This is a genomic window from Dietzia sp. WMMA184 (genome assembly GCF_002441635.1).
GTDB classification, from domain to species: domain Bacteria; phylum Actinomycetota; class Actinomycetes; order Mycobacteriales; family Mycobacteriaceae; genus Dietzia; species Dietzia kunjamensis.
Genome location: NZ_NXEI01000001.1, coordinates 2,067,497 through 2,084,056, shown reverse-complemented (window position 1 = coordinate 2,084,056; position 16,560 = coordinate 2,067,497). Strand labels below are relative to the sequence as shown.

At 73.2% G+C, this 16,560-nt stretch carries 19 protein-coding genes and 1 pseudogene; 12 read left to right on the top strand and 8 right to left on the bottom strand.

Annotated features, from left to right (window positions below; genetic code table 11):
• Positions 1-3: 3 nt before the first annotated feature.
• On the top strand, positions 4-681 hold the full coding sequence (gene msrA, locus CK206_RS09565) for a peptide-methionine (S)-S-oxide reductase MsrA (RefSeq protein ID WP_371606854.1): 678 nt from the start codon (positions 4-6) through the stop codon (positions 679-681).
• Positions 682-840: 159 nt separating this feature from the next.
• Here the strand turns inward: msrA and CK206_RS09560 are convergent, their stop codons facing one another.
• On the bottom strand, positions 841-1,044 hold the full coding sequence (locus tag CK206_RS09560) for a cold-shock protein (protein ID WP_007629661.1): 204 nt from the start codon (positions 1,042-1,044) through the stop codon (positions 841-843).
• A 201-nt stretch (positions 1,045-1,245) separates the two neighbouring features.
• Positions 1,246-1,614, bottom strand: a complete 369-nt coding sequence (locus CK206_RS09555) for a DUF488 domain-containing protein (RefSeq protein ID WP_069389755.1) — start codon at positions 1,612-1,614, stop codon at positions 1,246-1,248.
• A gap of 60 nt (positions 1,615-1,674) precedes the next feature.
• Here CK206_RS09555 and CK206_RS09550 point away from each other — a divergent pair, with 60 nt between their 5' ends.
• The 4 genes from CK206_RS09550 (at position 1,675) to CK206_RS09535 (ending at position 5,410) form a co-directional block, all read left to right on the top strand.
• Entirely contained in the window at positions 1,675-2,517 is an 843-nt protein-coding gene (locus tag CK206_RS09550; RefSeq protein WP_227022109.1) for a DUF4328 domain-containing protein, read from the top strand.
• Between the two features lie 3 nt (positions 2,518-2,520).
• Positions 2,521-3,351, top strand: a complete 831-nt coding sequence (locus CK206_RS09545) for a glycerophosphodiester phosphodiesterase family protein (protein WP_069389506.1) — start codon at positions 2,521-2,523, stop codon at positions 3,349-3,351.
• A gap of 88 nt (positions 3,352-3,439) precedes the next feature.
• On the top strand, positions 3,440-4,351 hold the full coding sequence (locus CK206_RS09540; RefSeq protein ID WP_371607083.1) for a DUF5926 family protein: 912 nt from the start codon (positions 3,440-3,442) through the stop codon (positions 4,349-4,351).
• 165 nt (positions 4,352-4,516) lie between these two features.
• Complete coding sequence (locus CK206_RS09535; protein ID WP_096906250.1) at positions 4,517-5,410, top strand: hypothetical protein; 894 nt, start codon at positions 4,517-4,519, stop codon at positions 5,408-5,410.
• Positions 5,411-5,420: 10 nt separating this feature from the next.
• On the opposite strand, the gene CK206_RS20310 is transcribed toward CK206_RS09535, so the two are convergent.
• From CK206_RS20310 to CK206_RS09520, 3 genes and pseudogenes are all read right to left on the bottom strand, one after another.
• Positions 5,421-6,905, bottom strand: coding sequence for an LCP family protein (locus CK206_RS20310; protein ID WP_254050538.1), 1,485 nt, complete (start codon positions 6,903-6,905; stop codon positions 5,421-5,423).
• A 223-nt stretch (positions 6,906-7,128) separates the two neighbouring features.
• A complete protein-coding gene (locus CK206_RS09525; RefSeq protein ID WP_069389643.1) occupies positions 7,129-7,968 on the bottom strand; it encodes a CPBP family intramembrane glutamic endopeptidase in 840 nt (279 codons plus the stop codon).
• Positions 7,969-7,990: 22 nt separating this feature from the next.
• Positions 7,991-8,695: pseudogene (locus CK206_RS09520) on the bottom strand (APA family fibronectin-binding glycoprotein); the annotation flags it as partial.
• 55 nt (positions 8,696-8,750) lie between these two features.
• Here CK206_RS09520 and CK206_RS09515 point away from each other — a divergent pair.
• Genes CK206_RS09515 through CK206_RS09505 form a run of 3 tightly spaced genes read left to right on the top strand, consistent with a single transcriptional unit; the run spans position 8,751 to position 10,872 of the window.
• Positions 8,751-9,290, top strand: coding sequence for a hypothetical protein (locus CK206_RS09515; protein ID WP_096906249.1), 540 nt, complete (start codon positions 8,751-8,753; stop codon positions 9,288-9,290).
• A gap of 20 nt (positions 9,291-9,310) precedes the next feature.
• Positions 9,311-10,243, top strand: coding sequence for a prephenate dehydratase (pheA, locus tag CK206_RS09510; protein WP_096906248.1), 933 nt, complete (start codon positions 9,311-9,313; stop codon positions 10,241-10,243).
• Positions 10,240-10,872, top strand: a complete 633-nt coding sequence (locus tag CK206_RS09505) for a histidine phosphatase family protein (RefSeq protein ID WP_069388730.1) — start codon at positions 10,240-10,242, stop codon at positions 10,870-10,872. Before pheA ends, CK206_RS09505 begins: the two co-directional genes overlap by 4 nt.
• A 43-nt stretch (positions 10,873-10,915) precedes the next feature.
• Here the strand turns inward: CK206_RS09505 and CK206_RS09500 are convergent, their stop codons facing one another.
• Both CK206_RS09500 and CK206_RS09495 read right to left on the bottom strand, forming a co-directional pair.
• Positions 10,916-11,266, bottom strand: coding sequence for a metallopeptidase family protein (locus CK206_RS09500; protein WP_067714854.1), 351 nt, complete (start codon positions 11,264-11,266; stop codon positions 10,916-10,918).
• Entirely contained in the window at positions 11,263-12,381 is a 1,119-nt protein-coding gene (locus tag CK206_RS09495) for a septum formation family protein (protein ID WP_227022107.1), read from the bottom strand. Before CK206_RS09495 ends, CK206_RS09500 begins: the two co-directional genes overlap by 4 nt.
• Positions 12,382-12,428: 47 nt before the next feature.
• On the opposite strand from CK206_RS09495, the gene CK206_RS09490 reads away from it, so the two are divergent.
• Both CK206_RS09490 and serS read left to right on the top strand, forming a co-directional pair.
• Positions 12,429-12,872: an ankyrin repeat domain-containing protein gene (locus CK206_RS09490; protein WP_067714851.1), complete on the top strand. Its 444-nt coding sequence runs from the start codon at positions 12,429-12,431 to the stop codon at positions 12,870-12,872.
• Positions 12,873-12,932: 60 nt separating this feature from the next.
• Positions 12,933-14,195: a serine--tRNA ligase gene (gene serS / locus CK206_RS09485; protein WP_096906247.1), complete on the top strand. Its 1,263-nt coding sequence runs from the start codon at positions 12,933-12,935 to the stop codon at positions 14,193-14,195.
• Between the two features lie 78 nt (positions 14,196-14,273).
• Here the strand turns inward: serS and CK206_RS09480 are convergent, their stop codons facing one another.
• Positions 14,274-14,789 carry a PaaI family thioesterase gene (locus CK206_RS09480; RefSeq protein ID WP_069388726.1) on the bottom strand — a complete coding sequence of 172 codons (516 nt, stop codon included), beginning with the start codon at positions 14,787-14,789 and terminating at the stop codon, positions 14,274-14,276.
• 62 nt (positions 14,790-14,851) lie between these two features.
• On the opposite strand from CK206_RS09480, the gene CK206_RS09475 reads away from it, so the two are divergent.
• Both CK206_RS09475 and CK206_RS09470 read left to right on the top strand, forming a co-directional pair.
• On the top strand, positions 14,852-15,673 hold the full coding sequence (locus tag CK206_RS09475) for a 1-acyl-sn-glycerol-3-phosphate acyltransferase (RefSeq protein WP_173674785.1): 822 nt from the start codon (positions 14,852-14,854) through the stop codon (positions 15,671-15,673).
• Positions 15,670-16,503 carry an HAD family hydrolase gene (locus CK206_RS09470; protein ID WP_069388725.1) on the top strand — a complete coding sequence of 278 codons (834 nt, stop codon included), beginning with the start codon at positions 15,670-15,672 and terminating at the stop codon, positions 16,501-16,503. The genes CK206_RS09475 and CK206_RS09470 overlap by 4 nt, the downstream gene beginning before the upstream one ends.
• The last annotated feature ends 57 nt before the right edge of the window (positions 16,504-16,560 follow it).

The window sequence follows — 16,560 nt, the reverse complement described above, 5'->3', positions numbered from 1 at the left end:
GGCATGGGCTGGCTACAAGACGCGATCAGACACTCCGCCATGCGTACCGCGACCACGGTCGTCGACGCCGAGGCGGCGCTCCCGGGCCGCGCTGACCCGGTGCCGGTGGCGCCGGCGAACATCGTCACCGGAAACCCGATGGTCCCGCCGTTCCCGGAGGGCCACGAGACGATCGTGCTCGGCATGGGGTGTTTCTGGGGCGCGGAGAAGATCCTGTGGCAGCTCGACGGGGTCTGGACCACCGCCGCCGGGTATGCCGGCGGGTGGACGCCGAACCCCACCTACGAGGAGACCTGCACCGGGGCGAGCGGCCACACCGAGGCCGTGCTGGTGGTCTTCGACCCCGAGGTACTGCCGGTGGAGAAGCTGCTGGCCACGTTCTTCGAGTGGCACGACCCCACGCAGGGGATGCGCCAGGGCAACGACAGGGGAACCCAGTACCGCTCGGCCATCTTCACCACCACGCCGCAGCAGCTGGAGGCGGCCCGCCGCATCGCCGAGGGCTACCAGAAGGAGCTCGACGCCGCCGGTTATGGCCCGCTGACCACCGAGATCGGCGAACTGGGGGAGGTCCGGTCCGGCACTTTCTACTACGCCGAGGACTACCACCAGCAGTACCTGGTCAAGAACCCGGGGGGCTACGACTGCCACGTGCGCAGCGGCGTCGCCTGCCCCATCTGACCCCCATCTGACCGGGGGCTCCCGCGCCTGACCGGGCGCGGGAGCGGAGGGTCGCGCCGAGGGGTCAGGCGCATCGGACATGCGAGAGGGCCCGGCAGGATCTCTCCTGCCGGGCCCTCTCGTTAATTCCGAAGGACGTCAGATCGCTCTGACGTCAGATCACATCGGGGTGATGTTCTCCGCCTGCAGGCCCTTGGCGCCCTGCGCGACGTCGAAGGAGACCTGCTGGTTCTCCTCAAGCGAGCGGTAGCCCGAGCCCTGGATGGCGGAGAAGTGGGCGAAGACGTCGGCCGAGCCGTCGTCGGGGGCGATGAAGCCGAAGCCCTTGTCAGCGTTGAACCACTTAACGGTGCCGGTAGCCATATTGGCGTCCTTTCGAGAGTCGGTACCCCGCTTGTCGGGATCCCAGGTGCTGCAGCAGAGAGCGTGCTGTGTGTTTCCCTGCGGTGCCGCACTGCCCTCTCTCAAGGACGGTGGATCTACAGAAATACAACGAACGATTTCAACTACTGAGGAAGACCATACACACGCCGTCGCGATCCGTCACCCCTGATGTGACGACGGCTACATGTGCTGCCTGATCTCGTCCGCCAGAACGAGGGCGTGGTTGTGCTCGGTGTCCTTCGCCGCATAGGCCAACACCAGGTCGTCGCGGGCCGCCAGCGTCGCCAGGCGGCCCACCTCCCCGGCGGCGGGATCGCGTGACAACTCCTCCCGATACCTCTCCGCGAAGTGCTCGAAGTCCAGTTCACCGCGGTGGAACCCCCGGCGCAGGTCGGCGGACGGAGCCACGTCCCGGCACCAGTCGTCGTGACCGAGGGAGTCCTTGCGTACGCCCCGCGGCCACAGCCGGTCCACGAGGACGACGTGGGCCCCCGCCGGGTCGGCCTCTCCCGAGACGAGGTCGTGGACGCGCACGCAGTAGACGGACATGGACCCAGGCTCCGGCACAGCGCCGTCCGACGCCACCCGGGCTGTGCCAGCATGGTCGCCATGACCACACCGCGGCGGCAGGGGCAGTGGCGCTGGGTCGCGCACCCGCCGTGGCGACCCCCCACGCCCGTGACGCGGCCGCCCGTCCCGCGGCACCGCACCGGGCCGGCGTGGCGCGACCGCACCCCGTCCTACCCCGGCACCCCGCGGTGGGGACTGCCGCCGGTCGCGATCCCGCGCCGCCTCGAGCAGACGACAGGACCCGCACCCGCCCGGTTCGCCACCGCCGCCCCCGGGATCATGCGGGCGGCCGGCGCCTGGTTCCTCGCCACCGCCGTGGCCCACGGACTGCGCTACGCCGCCCTGGTCTGGTACGCCGACCGCCTCGCGCCGTGGTGGCTCGAGGCCCTCACCACCGCCCTGGTCTGGGTGACGGGGATCGTCGCGATCGCCGTGGGCATCGCCGCAGCCGTCACGGCGACGGCGTGGCTGGTGGAGATGCGGCGACGGGCGTACGGACCGGTTCGGGACCCCCGATCACGGGCGGGCCTGTGGGTGGGTGCCCTCCTCGTCGTCGTCAACTTTTTCCGCCTGCCCGTCTACCTCGAGGAACTGCGCCGGGCGTCGACCCGCGCCCCGTCCCGATCGGACCTCCGGCGGTGGTGGGCGGCCTGGGCCGTCAACGCCCTGGCGGTCGCGGTCGCCCTGTGGCGCGGCAGCGGGGAGGGCCCCCAGGCCGCCGCGGACACCGTGCTGCTCACCGCCCTCGCCGCACTCGCCGCGGCGTGGGCGGTCCGGGAGACCCGGGGCGTCATGAGGAGTTTCAGTGACCCTTCCCCGCGGTTCACCCGCAGGTTCATCGCGGCGGGGATCCTGGAAGCGTCAGCAACCCGGAAGGATTGAGACGTGACGGTCCCCGCGACCACCCACCTGCCCTCGCCCGTCTCCACCCGCAGCGGGGTCGTCGCACACCGCGGCGCCTCCGCGGAATTCCCCGAACTCACCCGGGTCGCCTACCAGCAGGCCCTCGAGCAGGGCGCCGAGGCGCTCGAGGTGGACGTCCGCCTCACCTCCGACGGCGTGCCCGTCCTGCTCCACGACCCCCGCACCACCCGCGTCGCCGACAGGGATCTCTGGGTCCACGCCAGCACCCTCGAGCAGATCTCCGCGCTCGACGTGGGGTCGTGGCACCCCGTGCACCGCGCCCCCGAAACGGTGCTCACGCTGCGCAGCTTCCTCGTCATGGCCGAGGCGTACCCGGACGTCCGGTTGTTCCTCGAGACCAAGCACCCGGTGCCGTCCGGCGGCCGGGTCGAGACGGCGTTGCGCGACGAGCTGACGTACTTCGGCCTCGACCGGGCCGCGTCGTTCGCGGACTCCCGCGCGGTGATGATGAGCTTCTCGGTCGCGGCCGTGCGGCGGTTCCGGCGGCTCGCCCCGGACGTGCCGACGGTGCAGCTGCGCGAGCGTCGGAACATCGTCAAGTCGTGGCCGGCCGAGGGGCTCGGTGCCCAGCTGATGGGACCGAGCATCGGGACGCTGCGGGCGCGGCCGTGGCTGGTCGAGTACTGGCGGTCGCGGGGGATGGGCACCTACTGCTGGACCGTCGACGACCCCGCCGACCTGCTGCTGTGCCGCGACCTCGGCGTGGACTGGGTCGGCACCAACGTCCCCTCGCGCGCGCTGACCGTCCTCGACGGCGGCGCGCCCCGGACCGAGGGGCCCGCGGGCGCCTGAGGGGCGGGTCGGCCGAGCCCGGGCCCGAGTCCGGGTTCGAGTCCGACGCCTACGCGGGCGGTCGGCGGGGGCGCACCGTATCGTGGTGATCGTGGGTAGACGCAATCGGAACAACGAGCCCAAGGCCGGCGGCAACCGCCAGGCCAAGATCGCCGCGCGCGCGGCCGAGCGTGAGGAACTGAGCGTCGAGCCGCGGCCGTTCGCCGGGTTCGCCGGGGAATGCGACATGGTGGCGATGCGCGAGTTCGTGCCGTCGGCCACCGCGCGCCTCACCACGGTCGACGGTGGGCGGGAGGTCACGCTGGCGACCGTCCTGCCCGGCGCCATCGCGGGCCTGGTCCGCGACGAGGAGCTCGGCGGCCAGGCCATGGTCGGCCTGCAGGTGCAGGTCCACGGGCCGGACCCGGCAGCCGATCTCGCGTACGCGGTCGACTGGGCGACCCGCGCCGGTGGCGGGGAGACCCTCACCTCGTCGCACCCGACCGACTCCACCCCGGCACTGGCCGACGTCGTGGTCGCCGATGCGCCGCTGGAGATCGTCGTCCACGACGACTTCTCGTGGTGGGTCGCCGACGGCGTGGACGTGGGGCCCGAGATCGAGCAGGCGATCCGCAACGCCAACGAGGTCATGATGCCCTCGGCGCGCGTCTCCGCCGACGGCATCGAGGCCGCCTGGTGGGTCGACGCCGGCGAGAAGGCACACATCCGCTGGGTGCGGCCGGAGAACGAGGACGACCTGTTCGAGGCGCTCGCCCGCGTGCACGCCGCCGGCGCGCTCCATCTGGGTGAGGGGTCCCGCTTCGCCGGGTCGTTCCGCACGCACGGGGTCCTGGTGCCGGTGTTCGACCTGGACCGCGAGATGCACCACCAGGAATGGGCGCCGGGTCTGCAGGCACTCGACGCCGCGCTGCGTGACGCCCTGGCCGACGACACGCCCCTCACCTCGGACGAGCGGTCCTCCCGCGACGGTCTGCGCGCCCGTCAGGTGACCCTGCGCTAGACGGCGGCTCCCCGCTAGCACCACGCGCCCGGCCCCCGCGGTATGAACCCCCGGCCGGGCGCGGCGGCCTCTAGGATCCACTCCGATGGCGACCGCGGTCGCCCGTGACGCGATGACCCGTCACGCGATGAGTCGACGCGGAGTGGAGTGAGGGGGTGGGGCGGCGTGGCCGACCGGCCGAGGACGGGCGACGACGACGAGGCCCCCCGGCTCCCGGAGGTGACGGTTCCGCCGTGGTTGCGGACCGGGCCGACCCCCGATCACGCGATGCCCGGCGTCCCCGCCGCGGGCCGGTCGGCCGGCGGGGCCGGTGGCTCGGATGCCGCGCGGGCCGGGTCGGGTGAGCGCGAACCGTCCGCCGATGCGCCGCCCCCCACCCGCATCACCCTCGGCGCCGTCGGCGACGCACACGCCCCGGCGACGAGCGAACTGCGCTCCCCTGCGGGACCGGCCGGCAGCGGCAGCACCAGGCGCGAGGCGGACGACCTGTCCACCCTCTCGCTCGGGGCCCCGCCCGCGGACCGGGGCCGACCCGATGACGAACCGCCGCCGGCCCCCGCGGTGCTCGATCGCCGCCCGGCACGGATCGCCCTGCTGGCGGCCGCCGGGGTCGCGGTGCTGGGTGGGTCCGCGGTCCTCGGGTTCGTCGTCACCCGCGGGGCCGTCAGCCCTGCGGACGAGAGGGACACCGGGTGCGTGGAGGTGGCCGAACCCGGCCGGGTGGTGGGGTCCGGGCCGGGCTCGCTCGAGACGCCGGCCGGGGCGGTGCTGGCCTTCGATCACGCCTACTACGTGGAGCGTTCGGCCGAGAAGGCCTTCGAGGCGGTCGCCCCCTCCAGCCGGATGACCGAGGAGCAGCTGCGCGTCGAGGGGGTCGAGCGGGTCCCCGAGGGCACCACTCACTGCGTGGACGTACGCGAACTGTCACCGACCCTGCTGGAGGTGGACCTCACCGAGTACCCGCCGGGGGCCGACCCGGTGCTGATCCGGCAGCGCGTCCGCGTGGCCGAGAACCCCGGCGGCACGTGGGGGATCGTCTCCATCACCCCGGCCGGCTGAGCTCCGCCGCTCACGGCCCGGTGTCGAGGAACTCCGGTCCCGGGGTCCGCCCGGAGGCCACCGCGTCGAAGAACCCGGTCGTCGTGGGGCCCCACACGAGGTAGGAGCCCACGGACCCGGAGGCCATCCCGTCGTGGGGCGCGGTCACGGTGAGCGGGTCACCACTGAGTCGACGCATCACCATGGCGAGGTTCCAGATGTGGTCGCCGGTGTCCACGGTGACCGCCTCCGACGCTGAGTTCACCAGCGGCACGGCCGTGAACGGATTGAGCAGGTTCCCGGGCGAGAGCGTCTTGCGCATGAGCGCACCGAGGAACTGTCGCTGGTTGCGGACGCGCTGCAGGTCCTGCTCGGCGAAGCCGTAGCGGGTGCGCACGAAGCCCAGCGCCTGCGGGCCGGCGAGCGTCTGACACCCGGCGGCGAGGTCGAGTCCGGCGAGCGGGTCGTTGATCGGCTCGTCGAGGCAGATGTCCACGCCGCCGACCGCGTCGACGATCCCGGCGAAGCCACCGAATCCGATCTCCGCGTAGTGGTCGATCCGCACCCCGGACTGCTGTTCCAGGGTCTGCGCCAACAGGGGTGGACCGCCGAAGGTGTAGGCCGCGTTGAGCTTGTTCTCGCCGTAACCGGGGATGTCGACCAGCAGGTCACGGGGTAGGGAGATGAGCATCGTCCGGTCCCCGCCGCGGGGGGTGTAGACGAGCATCATCGTGTCGGTGCGCTTGCCGCCGGCGTCCGATTCGGACCCGGTCGACAACTGGGCCTGCTGCTCGGCGGTCAACCCCTCGCGGGAGTCGGTGCCCACCAACAGGGTGACGGTGCCGGGCGTGTTGCCGCCTCGCCCCGGGTAGTCGGTCAGCGCGTCGATCCGCTGCAGTTTCGAATCCGCCCACAGCACGCTCACCACCCCGAGCGTGAGCACGACGACCAGCACCAGTCCGAGGATCCGCAGGGGCCCGATCCGGCGCCGCGGGGTGCGGCGGCTGCGGGGGCCGCGCGGCGTCCCCGCCGCTCCGCGCGGGGGGCGACGGTCGGGTCGCCGGCCGCGGCGGTCGACGGCCCCCCGGTAGGGGTCTCGCGAGCCGGCCCGGGAGCCGGCGGGCTGCCGCGGGTCGCGGGGGTCGCGTCCGGCACGTGGGTCGCGGGAGTCGCGGAGATCGCGTCCGGCACGCGGGTCGCGGGGGTCGCGTCCGGCTCGTGGGTCGCGGGGGTCGCGGCGGTCCCGGGCGGCGTAGCGGGCCCGCTCCTCCGGGGACAGCGGCTCCGGTTGCTGGCGTGGCTGATAGCCGGTGCGACCCACCGGACGCTCGCGGCCCGCGTCTCGAGGGCCCGCGTCGCGAGGGTCCCGCCGGGCGGCCCGGTCGCCCCGGTCGGGCCTGGCCGACGGGTCCCGCGGCGCGCCGGGGTCGGCGTAGCCACGGCGTTCGCGCGCGCGTCGCCGGAGCTCGGCGGCCTCCTCCGGGGTGAGGTGCCGGCGCCTGGAGTCGTCGGTCATGGGATCGGACTCTACTTGGCCGGTGCCGCGGTCGGCGGGTCCCACGGCCCCGGCGGGACACGCGTCACAACCGCGTGGGCCGCCCCGCTGTGCCGGGGTGCGCTGCCCCTATGTCCGCAATTCGGCCAGGTGCGCTGCCCGAATGGACCAATCGGGACGCGCAACCTGAAGCGGTACGGGGCGCGGAGCGGTGGCCGGGCGGTCACAGCGACGAGTCGGGCGGTCACAGCCACGACAGGTGCGGGGCGAGCAGCGCGTAGCCGAGGAACGCGACCACGTCGAGCAGCGTGTGCGCCAGCACGAGCGGCCACAGCCGGCGGGTCCGCATCCACCACAACGCGAACACCACACCCATCGCCAGGTTCCCGAGCCCGCCGCCGAACCCCTGGTAGAGGTGGTACGACCCGCGCAGCAGGGCGCTGGCCGCCAGGGCCAGTGCGGGCGGCACCCCCAGCTGGCGCAGCCGGATGAGCAGGTACCCCACCACGAGGATCTCCTCGGCGGCGCCGTTGCCGGCAGCGGACAGCACCAGCACGACGGGCCGCCACCACGTCTCGCCCAGACCCGATGCCGACACCTGCAGATTGACGCCCGCGGCGACCGCGCCGAGGTACAACGCCAGCCCGGGGACGCCGATGACAGCGGTCAGCGCGAGCCCCCACGCGATCTGACGGCCCGGACGGTCGCGCACGAGCCCGACGGCCCGCGCGCCGAGCCCGGAATGGGCGAGCAACACCAGCGGCAGCAGCGCCCACGCCAGCAGTCGCAGGACCCCGAGCGCCTGGTAGGCCAGGTCGAGCCACGAGTGCTCCGAGCGTGAGACGTTGAGGGCGGCGGTCTGCTCCCCGAGGTCCGCGGGTGCGAGAAGCGCGGAGACCAGGTCGAGGACGGCGTAGGCGCCGGACAGGCCGAAGGTGACGGCCAGGACGACGACGAGCTCGGCCACCAGTAGCCGGCGGACACGGGGGTCGGTGACCGGGTCGAACCGAGCCGCGTACCGGGCGAACGCCTCGCGGGGCGAGAGGGCTGCGCGGACCCGTCCCGCGCCGGAGGCCGGTGGCATCGACCCGCTCACCTCCCCCCGGTCACTCGGGGAGCCGGACGTGGTCGACGATCCGGTCCATCCACCGGACGCCGGGAGCGGACTGCTGCGCGGTGGTCACGTACGCCACCCACCACCGGCTGTCCTCGGAACCGAATACGGCGGTGTACACCAACCCGCCGGAGTCCTGGTCGGGGATGCCGTCCGGGACCACCACGTAGGAGATCGCGGCGCCCGTGCCCGCCTCGTTGTCCACGGGGACCACCCGTTGTTCGTCACGGGTCCCGGACACGCCCAGGACGTACAACTGGATGGTCTCCGCGAGCGCGGTCGCGGCCCCCTGGTCATCGGTGATCGCGGCGGCGGCGATCCCGGCGTCCAGCGGACCGGCGAGGATGCGGGTGTCCAGGGCCCGGCCGGTGCCGACCGGCCTCAGCTGCACACTGCCGAACTCCGGGTCGTCGATCACACGCCAGCCGACCGGCACCTGCAGCTCGAGCCCGGAGCCCTCGTCGACGTAGTAGGTGCCGGACAGGGTCGAGTCCCGGGGCAGCACCGACGCGGGGTTCGTGGCCACGGCGGCGACGAGCAACGCGGCCAGCAGGCCCAGTGCCACGTGGACGGTGCGCGGCCCGCGCTTCTCCTCAGGCGTGAGGTGAGAGGCGTCCGGGGCGTCGTCCGGCGCGGGGGTGTAGTCGGCCGCGTACCCGGGCACGGGGGAGTCGTCGGTACCCATCGGGGAGAGCGTAGCAACGTGCGGGGTGTGGCCTTGGGGTCATCGCGGGGGGTGTAGACCTGAGGCCATGACGGTGTCGCTCGAACTGCTCGGTCGCGGGCCCTCCCGGCCGGATCTGCTGGACGACCTCGTGGTGGACGAGGCGTCGATTGTGTCGGCCCTGGCGCGCTGGTCGGCGCCCGCCCCGGTCGAGGTGGAACCCGCGGCCGCCGCCGGCCTGCCCGCGCTCGACGCGGTGGCCGGGGTGCTCGCCGCGGGAACGCCCGCGGTCGTCGACGTGGCACCCGGGCTGGCCGGCCCCGGGCCCGCCGCCGACCACCTCGCGGACCTGCTGGCCGTGGCCGCGCACTCCGGGGTCGGGTTCGGATCCGGGCTGGTGCCCCGCTGCGCCGACGCCGATCAGGTGTGGGCGATCCTGGCCGGAGCCGTGGCCGCCATGACCGGGGCGGACGTCCGCGCGGCGATCGCCGGACCGGACCCGGCCCGGATCCTGGGCCTGTCGAGGTCGGCCCGGGAGGCGATCCGCGACGTGGTCACGTGCGCCCTCGTGCCCGGCGGGCGGGTCGATGCCGTCTCGGCGGACCTCGCGTCGGTCGACGGTCCCTGACGCTGGCTAGGCTTGTCGTCGTGGTCACCGTCGCCTACCTGGGCCCGCCCGGCACCTTCACCGATGCCGCCCTGCACCGACTCCGCTCGGACGCGTGCACCTCGGTGCTGCTCGCCGATGCCGAGGCGGTCCCCGCCGGCACCCCCGACGAGGCGCTGGCCATGGTCCGCGCCGGCACCGCGGACTACGCGTGCGTGCCGTTCGAGAACTCCGTCGACGGCACCGTCAACCCCACCAGCGACGCGCTCGCGGTGGGGGACCGGCTGCAGATCTTCGCCGAGACCGAACTCGACGTGGTGTTCTCCATCCTGGTCCGGCCCGGCACCGCCGCCGACGACGTCCGCGTCCTGCGGACCCACCCCGTCGCCGCCGCGCAGGTCCGCCGCTGGGTGGGGATGAACCTGCCCCGGGCCCACATCGAGACCACCTCCTCCACTGCGGCCGGCGCCGAGGAGGTCGCCGCCGGCACCGCCGACGCCACCGCCGCGCCCGGCCGGGCCGGCGAGATCAACGGACTGGTCCCGCTCGCCGAGAACGTCGCCGACATCGGCGGGGCGCGCACCCGGTTCGTGCTGGTCGGACGGCCCGCCCCGCCACCGCCCCGGACCGGCAGCGACCGCACCTGCGTGATCTTCGGGCTGCCCCACGAGCCCAACTCCCTCGTCCAGGCGCTCACCGAACTGTCGATCCGCGACATCGACCTCACGCGCATCGGTTCCCGGCCCACCCGCGTCGAGCGGTTCACCTACCTGTTCCACGTGGACCTCGTCGGGCACATCGACGACCCCGCGGTGGCGGAGGCGCTCGTCGCGCTGCGTCACCGGACCGCCGACCTGCGCTACCTCGGGTCGTGGCCCGTCGCCGGCGGCGGTGAGGCCGGTGCGCCCCCACCGGACCGCGCCGAGGAGATCGACTGGCTCGACCGCCTGCGACGCGGGGAGGACGCGGGGTGAGCGCCCGCCTCCACCTGGTCCGCCACGGGCAGACCCCGTCCAACGTCGCCGGCGCCCTCGACACCGCCCTGCCCGGCGCACCGCTCACCGACCTCGGCCGCGATCAGGCACGGCTGGTGGGCGGGGAGCTGGCCGGGTCGGGGATCAGGCCGTCCGTCGTGCTCAGTTCCGAGGCCGCGCGCGCCCGCGAGACCGCCGGGCTCATTGCCGGGGAGATGGGCCTGCCCACCCAGGCCGTGCCCGGCGTCCACGAGGTGCAGGCCGGCCGCTACGAGATGCAGACCGGTGCCGAGGCGCTCCTGGCCTACAACCGGGTGGTGCGTGACTGGTTGGAGCTCGGCGACCTCGCCTCCCGGCTCCCCGACGGCGAGAGCGCCCTGGACGTGCGGGACCGGGCGATGCCGCTGATCGCCGAGCTGCGTGAGTCCCATCTCGACAACGCCGTGGACGTGGTGTTAGTGGTGCACGGCACGCTCATGCGGATGCTCGCCGTGTTCGCCGGCGCCGTCCCCTCGCAGTGGGCGCTGGACAACCGGATCTCCAACTGCGGGGTCATCGAGCTCGCTCCGGACGGCGGCGGCTGGTCGTGCGAACGGTGGGGCGACCACCCGGGGCGGCCGGGGTACTGACGGCGGCGGGCTCGGCCCCGATCGAGCTCGGCCCAGATCGAGCTCAGCCCCAGCCGAGCGCGTGGAGCGTCTCCTCGTCGATCCCGAAGTGGTGCGCGATCTCGTGGATCACCGTCACCGCCACCTCGTGGACCAGCTCCTCCTCGGTGGAGCAGAACGCGCACAGTGCGCCCCGGTAGATCGTGATGGTGTCCGGGAGGAACCCCGAGTAGGTGGTGTCACGCTCGGTCAGCGCCACCCCCTCGTACAGGCCCAGCAGGTCGGGCTCGTCCGGGTGGCGGTCGGCGATGAGCACGACGACGTTGTCCATCGCCTCGAACAGCGCGTCGGGCACCGAGTCCAACGCGTCGTCCACCAGTTCCTCGAATCGCGTCTCGGTGACGCGGAGGCTCACGGCGTCCCGCCGGGCACCGGTACCGACACCGTGCCCTGGCCCGCGTCGGTCGGCGCTCCGGGGACGCCCCCCGGCGGCTGACCCGGCGGCGGGATCTGCGTGGTGGTGGGAGCGACCGGGGTGGCTCCGTCGACCAGCACGCCCTGGCGCGCCGACCCCCGCAGTACCGCGAACGGGCCGGGTTCCGCGGCCTTCATCAACCCGCAGTTGACGGTCCGGCTACCCGTCTGCCACGACACCTCCGAGATCGGGTTGACCAGCGTCGAGATGAGGGTCGTCCGCCGCAGCGCCTCGGCGTCACCGAGGTAGGCGACACCGGCCTCCCGGCAGGCGTCGGCCGTGAGCTCGGACTGCTGGCGGGGGTCCGGCGGGACCGGCCCCTCCGGGAACACACCGGAGACGTCCACGTCGGCGACGATCTCGATCGAGTGGTCCTCCGAACAGGGCGTGGTCGCGCCGGGAAGGCCCTCGTCGGTGAAGCCCAGACAGGTACCCGGGTCCCACCGACGGTGCTGGTCGGCCTCGGCGAACGTGCCCGTCGACAGGGCGGAGCGCCCGTCGAGTTCGGCGGCGGCGACACCGCACAGCACGCTGCGGTCGCCCTTGTCCCAGCCCTCCTCGGACGGCGGCACGACGAGCCCGGTGAAGCGGCCGTCGGGGTCGACCTCGCGCCCGTCGGCGTGCCGGGAGATCAGCGGGAGGCAGCGCTCGGTCCCCACCGGCGCCAACTCGGCGCTGACCGGCAGCGGCGCACCCTCCCCGAAACCGGGGACCTCCGACAGGTCGATCCGGGCCGCCACCTCGAACCGGTGCGGCTCGGCGCAGTCCACCGTGTCGAACGAGGTGACGCGGTCCGCGGCGTCGAGCGACCAGGTCAGGCAGGTACCCGGAGCGGCCTCGGCGTACGCGGGCCCCGACAGGGTGCGCGGGTCGACCTGCGGGACGACCGCCGCGATGCGCTCGGCGCGGGAGGAATTGGGATCGTTGATCGCCGACGCCATGAGCGCACCGGTGACCGCCCCGCCGGACAGGATGGCGAGGAGGGAGGCCATGACCGCGCCCCGTGTGCGGAGCAGCGATCGACCACGGCGCGACGATCGGGTGGAAGTGGTCATCGCCTTCCATGATGCCGCAATCGCGCGGTCCCGATAGGATCCACTGCATGAGCGGACAGAACCACGACGAGCCGGCCGGTGCGGACGGCGACGTGCGCTCGCCGCGGGACGGGGTGGACCCGGAGGTCCTCGAGTTCGCACAGATGCTGTTCCAGTTGGCCCGCGACGGCGAGACCGAGCGGCTCGCGGCGTATGTCGACGCCGGGGTGAGCCCGGACCTCACCAACGAGCGGGGCGACGCCCTGCTGATGCTCGCCGCCTACAACGGGCACCCGGACACCGTCCGCGCCCTGCTCCAACGCGGCGCCGAGGTGGACCGCGCCAACGACCGGGGCCAGACGCCGCTGGCGGGAGCGGTGTTCAAGGGGTACGGCGAGGTCGTCCGCGCGCTCTTCGAGGCCGGTGCGGACCCCTACGGCGGGACACCCACCGCGGTCGACACCGCGCGCATGTTCGAGAAGGACGCCTTCCTCGAGCTGTTCGGCGTCTGATCCACCCGCGGCCACGGTCGCGGCTCGGGCCGGCCGGGTGGGGCCGCTAGGCTGAGGTGCGTGATCGATCTCAAGCTGCTCCGCGAGAACCCCGACGTCGTCCGCGACTCCCAGCGCACCCGTGGTGAGGACCCGTCGCTGGTCGACCAGCTGCTCACCGCCGACGAGGCCCGCAGGTCCTCGATCGCGGCCGCGGACGGGGCCCGCGCCGAACAGAAGGCCCACGGCAAGAAGGTCGGACAGGCCTCGCCCGACGAGCGTCCCGCGCTGCTCGAGGCCGCGGGTGCGTTGAAGCAGGCGGCCAAGGACGCCGAGGAGGCCGAGAAGACCGCCGCGGCGGAAGTCGAGCGACTCCAGCGGCTGCTGTCCAACGTCGTCGAGGAGGGCACGCCCGCCGGCGGCGAGGACGACTTCGTGGAGATCGAGCGCGTCGGCGAGATCCCGACCTTCGACTTCGAGCCGAAGGACCACCTCGAGCTCGGCGAGAGCCTGGGGCTGCTCGACATGGAGCGCGGAGCGAAGGTCTCCGGCGCGCGTTTCTACTTCCTCACCGGCTACGGCGCCCTGCTGCAGCTGGGCATGCTGCAGCTGGCGGCGCAGAAGGCGACCGCCAACGGCTTCACGATGATGATCCCGCCCGTCCTGGTGCGACCGGAGATCATGCAGGGCACCGGGTTCCTCGGCGCGCACGCCGACGAGGTCTACAAGCTCGACGCCGACGACCTCTACCTGGTCGGCACCTCCGAGGTGGCGCTCGCCGGCTACCACCAGGGCGAGATCCTCGACCTGTCGGACGGCCCGAAGCGGTACTGCGGTTGGTCCTCCTGCTTCCGCCGCGAGGCCGGGAGCCACGGCAAGGACACCCGCGGCATCATCCGCGTCCACCAGTTCGACAAGGTGGAGATGTTCTCGTGGTGCAGGCCCGAGGAGGCGCACGCCGAGCACAAGCGTCTGCTGGGGTTCGAGAAGGAGATGCTCGAGGCGATGGGCCTGCCGTACCGCGTCATCGACATCGCGGGTGGCGATCTCGGTTCCTCGGCGGCCCGGAAGTACGACTGCGAGGCGTGGGTCCCCACCCAGGGCACCTATCGCGAGCTCACCTCGACCTCCAACTGCACGACGTTCCAGGCCCGCCGCCTGGGTGTGCGGTACCGCGATGACGAGGGTCGGACGCAGACCGCCGCCACCCTCAACGGCACCCTCGCCACGACGCGGTGGCTGGTGGCGATCCTCGAGAACCACCAGCAGGCCGACGGCTCCGTCGTGGTGCCGGAGGCGCTGCGGCCGTTCGTCGGCAAGGACGTGCTCGAGCCGATCCGCTGACCACGAACCGCGGGTGGTCGCCGGGGTGTCCGGGGACGACGACGAGGTCGTCGGACGCCTCGCGGGCCGCCGCCCGGGTCACGGGCGGAACAGCATCATCACGCCGCTCGCGCTGGCGCACGTCCGGCCGTCGGTGTCGGTGACCCGGACCTGCACCACGCACGTCGACCGGCCCGCGTGCTCGACCTCCGCGCGGATCGTGGCGGGCGTGCGCTCCAACCGGAGCGCCCGGATGTACCGCACGGTGAGGTCGAGGGTGCTGTAGCCGACGCCCTCCTCCACGACCGTCGCCGTCGCGTAGCCGAGCGCCGTGTCCACCCACCCGGAGACGATCCCGCCGTGGACCGTCCCGCCGTTGTTCAGCGCCCACTCCGCGGGCTCGGCCGTCATGGTCACCGCGCCCACCTCGGCCGCGGACAAGCGGACGCCGAGCGTGTGCGCGCCGGGGGAGAGGTGTCGCTCGCCGTCGATGATGAGGCGCAGCGCCTCCAGACCCGCGTGCACGCTGCGCTCGGCCGCATCCGGCAGGGCAGGCCAGGAGTAGTGGCGGCCGCGTGCCACCGGGTCGACCGAATCGAAGGGGGCGTCATCCACCCCGCCGAACCTACCGGCAGGGGCGGGCACCAGTGTCGGTGCGGGCGGCTACGCTGGTGGCCGTGGAGCTGCTCTATACGGGGATCATCGGGTTCGCCCGCACAATGTTCAAGGTCCAGGGCCTGGACCTCACGATTCGCGGGGAGCGCAACTTCCCCGAGGTCGGTGGGGCGGTGGTGGTGATGAACCACACCGGGTACCTCGACTTCGTCTACGGCGGCATTCCGGCGCGCGTGCACAAGCGGTTCATCCGCTACATGGCCAAGGTCGAGGTGTTCGACCACAAGGTGTCCGGGCCGATCATGCGCGAGCTCAAGCACATCCCCGTCGACCGGACGGCGGGCAAGGCGTCCTTCGACGAGGCTGTCGCCCGTCTCCGGGCCGGCGAGCTGGTCGGCGTGTTCCCCGAGGCCACCATCAGCCGCAGCTTCGAGGTCAAGGGCTTCAAGTCGGGTGCGGTGCGGATGGCACTGGCGGCCGATGTCCCCATCATCACCGTGACCCTGTGGGGATCGCAGCGGGTATGGACCAAGGGCCTGCCCAAGAAGCTCCTGCGCCCCAAGGTGCCGATCATGATGGAGGTCGGCGAGCCGATGCGGGCCTACGAGCCCGTCGAAGAGTGCACCGAGGAGCTGCGCTCCCGCATCCAGGCCACCCTGGAGCGCCTCCAACAGGAGTACGCGGAGCGCTACGGCGCCTACCCGGCCGGCGCCAACTGGGTGCCCGCCCGCCTCGGCGGTTCCGCCCCCACGTTGGAGGAGGCCACCGCCCTGGACGAGGCCGAACACGCCGAGCGCATGCGACGCCGTGCCCAGAAGGCAGTCGACCCGGATGCCGATGCCGGTGACGAGCCGGAGGGACCGGCGGGCCCGGACGCTCCGTGACCCGTTCCCGACCGCTGCTCGTCGCCTCCGACGTCGACGGGACCCTGATCGACAACGATCACCTCGTCCCGGCCGCGAACCGGGCCGTCGTGGCGGACCTCGTCTCGGACGGGGCCACGTTCGTCCTGGCCACCGGACGCCCGCCACGCTGGCTGCCCCAGGTGGTCGACCAGTTGCCCGTCGCGCCCCTGGCGGTCTGCGCCAACGGAGCCGTCATCATGGACACCGACAGTGGCGAGTTCCTGGCCACCAGTCTCCTCGATCCCGAAACGCTCGCCGCGATCGACGAGGTGCTGCGCAGGCTGCTGCCCGGCAGCGGGATCGCGGCCGAGCGCCTGGGCGCCGACGCCGCGGATGCCGATTTCGTGGCCAGCCCAGACTACGAACACGCCTGGATCCATCCCGCGCACCTCGAGGTGGGTCACGACGAGGTCCTCTCCGAGCCGGTGCTCAAACTGCTCGCCCGGGTCCCCGGTATGCCGAGCGCCGACATGGCGGCGGCACTGCGCGGGGAGGTGGACCACCTGGCGGATCTCACCTACTCGACCACCGACGGGCTGATCGAGTTCGCGGCCCGCGGTGTGACCAAGGCGAGTGGGCTGTCCCGGATCGCGGCGGGGACGGCGGCCGGCGCGGCCGTCCCGTCCGACGCGGTTCCGGTCACCGTCGCGTTCGGCGACATGCCCAACGATCTGGAGATGCTGCGCTGGGCAGATCACGGGGTCGCGATGGGCAACGCGATCCCCTCCGTGCACGCGGCCGCCGACGAGGTCACGCTCACCAACGACGAAGCCGGGATCGCGCACGTCCTACGGCGTTGGTGGGGCTGAGCGGCGGACCCGACCGAGGCCCTGTCGAAATGGGTCGAAATGGGATGCGGACCGGTC

Bases quoted from the DNA above. Each gene is read 5' to 3' on its own strand.
- CK206_RS20310 (WP_254050538.1), bottom strand. From the start codon at position 6,905: ATGACCGACGACTCCAGGCGCCGGCACCTCACCCCGGAGGAGGCCGCC.
- CK206_RS09490 (WP_067714851.1), top strand. From the start codon at position 12,429: ATGAGCGGACAGAACCACGACGAGCCGGCCGGTGCGGACGGCGACGTG.
- msrA (WP_371606854.1), top strand. From the start codon at position 4: ATGGGCTGGCTACAAGACGCGATCAGACACTCCGCCATGCGTACCGCG.
- CK206_RS09555 (WP_069389755.1), bottom strand. From the start codon at position 1,614: ATGTCCGTCTACTGCGTGCGCGTCCACGACCTCGTCTCGGGAGAGGCC.
- CK206_RS09550 (WP_227022109.1), top strand. From the start codon at position 1,675: ATGACCACACCGCGGCGGCAGGGGCAGTGGCGCTGGGTCGCGCACCCG.
- CK206_RS09560 (WP_007629661.1), bottom strand. From the start codon at position 1,044: ATGGCTACCGGCACCGTTAAGTGGTTCAACGCTGACAAGGGCTTCGGC.
- CK206_RS09495 (WP_227022107.1), bottom strand. From the start codon at position 12,381: ATGACCACTTCCACCCGATCGTCGCGCCGTGGTCGATCGCTGCTCCGC.
- CK206_RS09525 (WP_069389643.1), bottom strand. From the start codon at position 7,968: ATGCCACCGGCCTCCGGCGCGGGACGGGTCCGCGCAGCCCTCTCGCCC.
- CK206_RS09515 (WP_096906249.1), top strand. From the start codon at position 8,751: ATGACGGTGTCGCTCGAACTGCTCGGTCGCGGGCCCTCCCGGCCGGAT.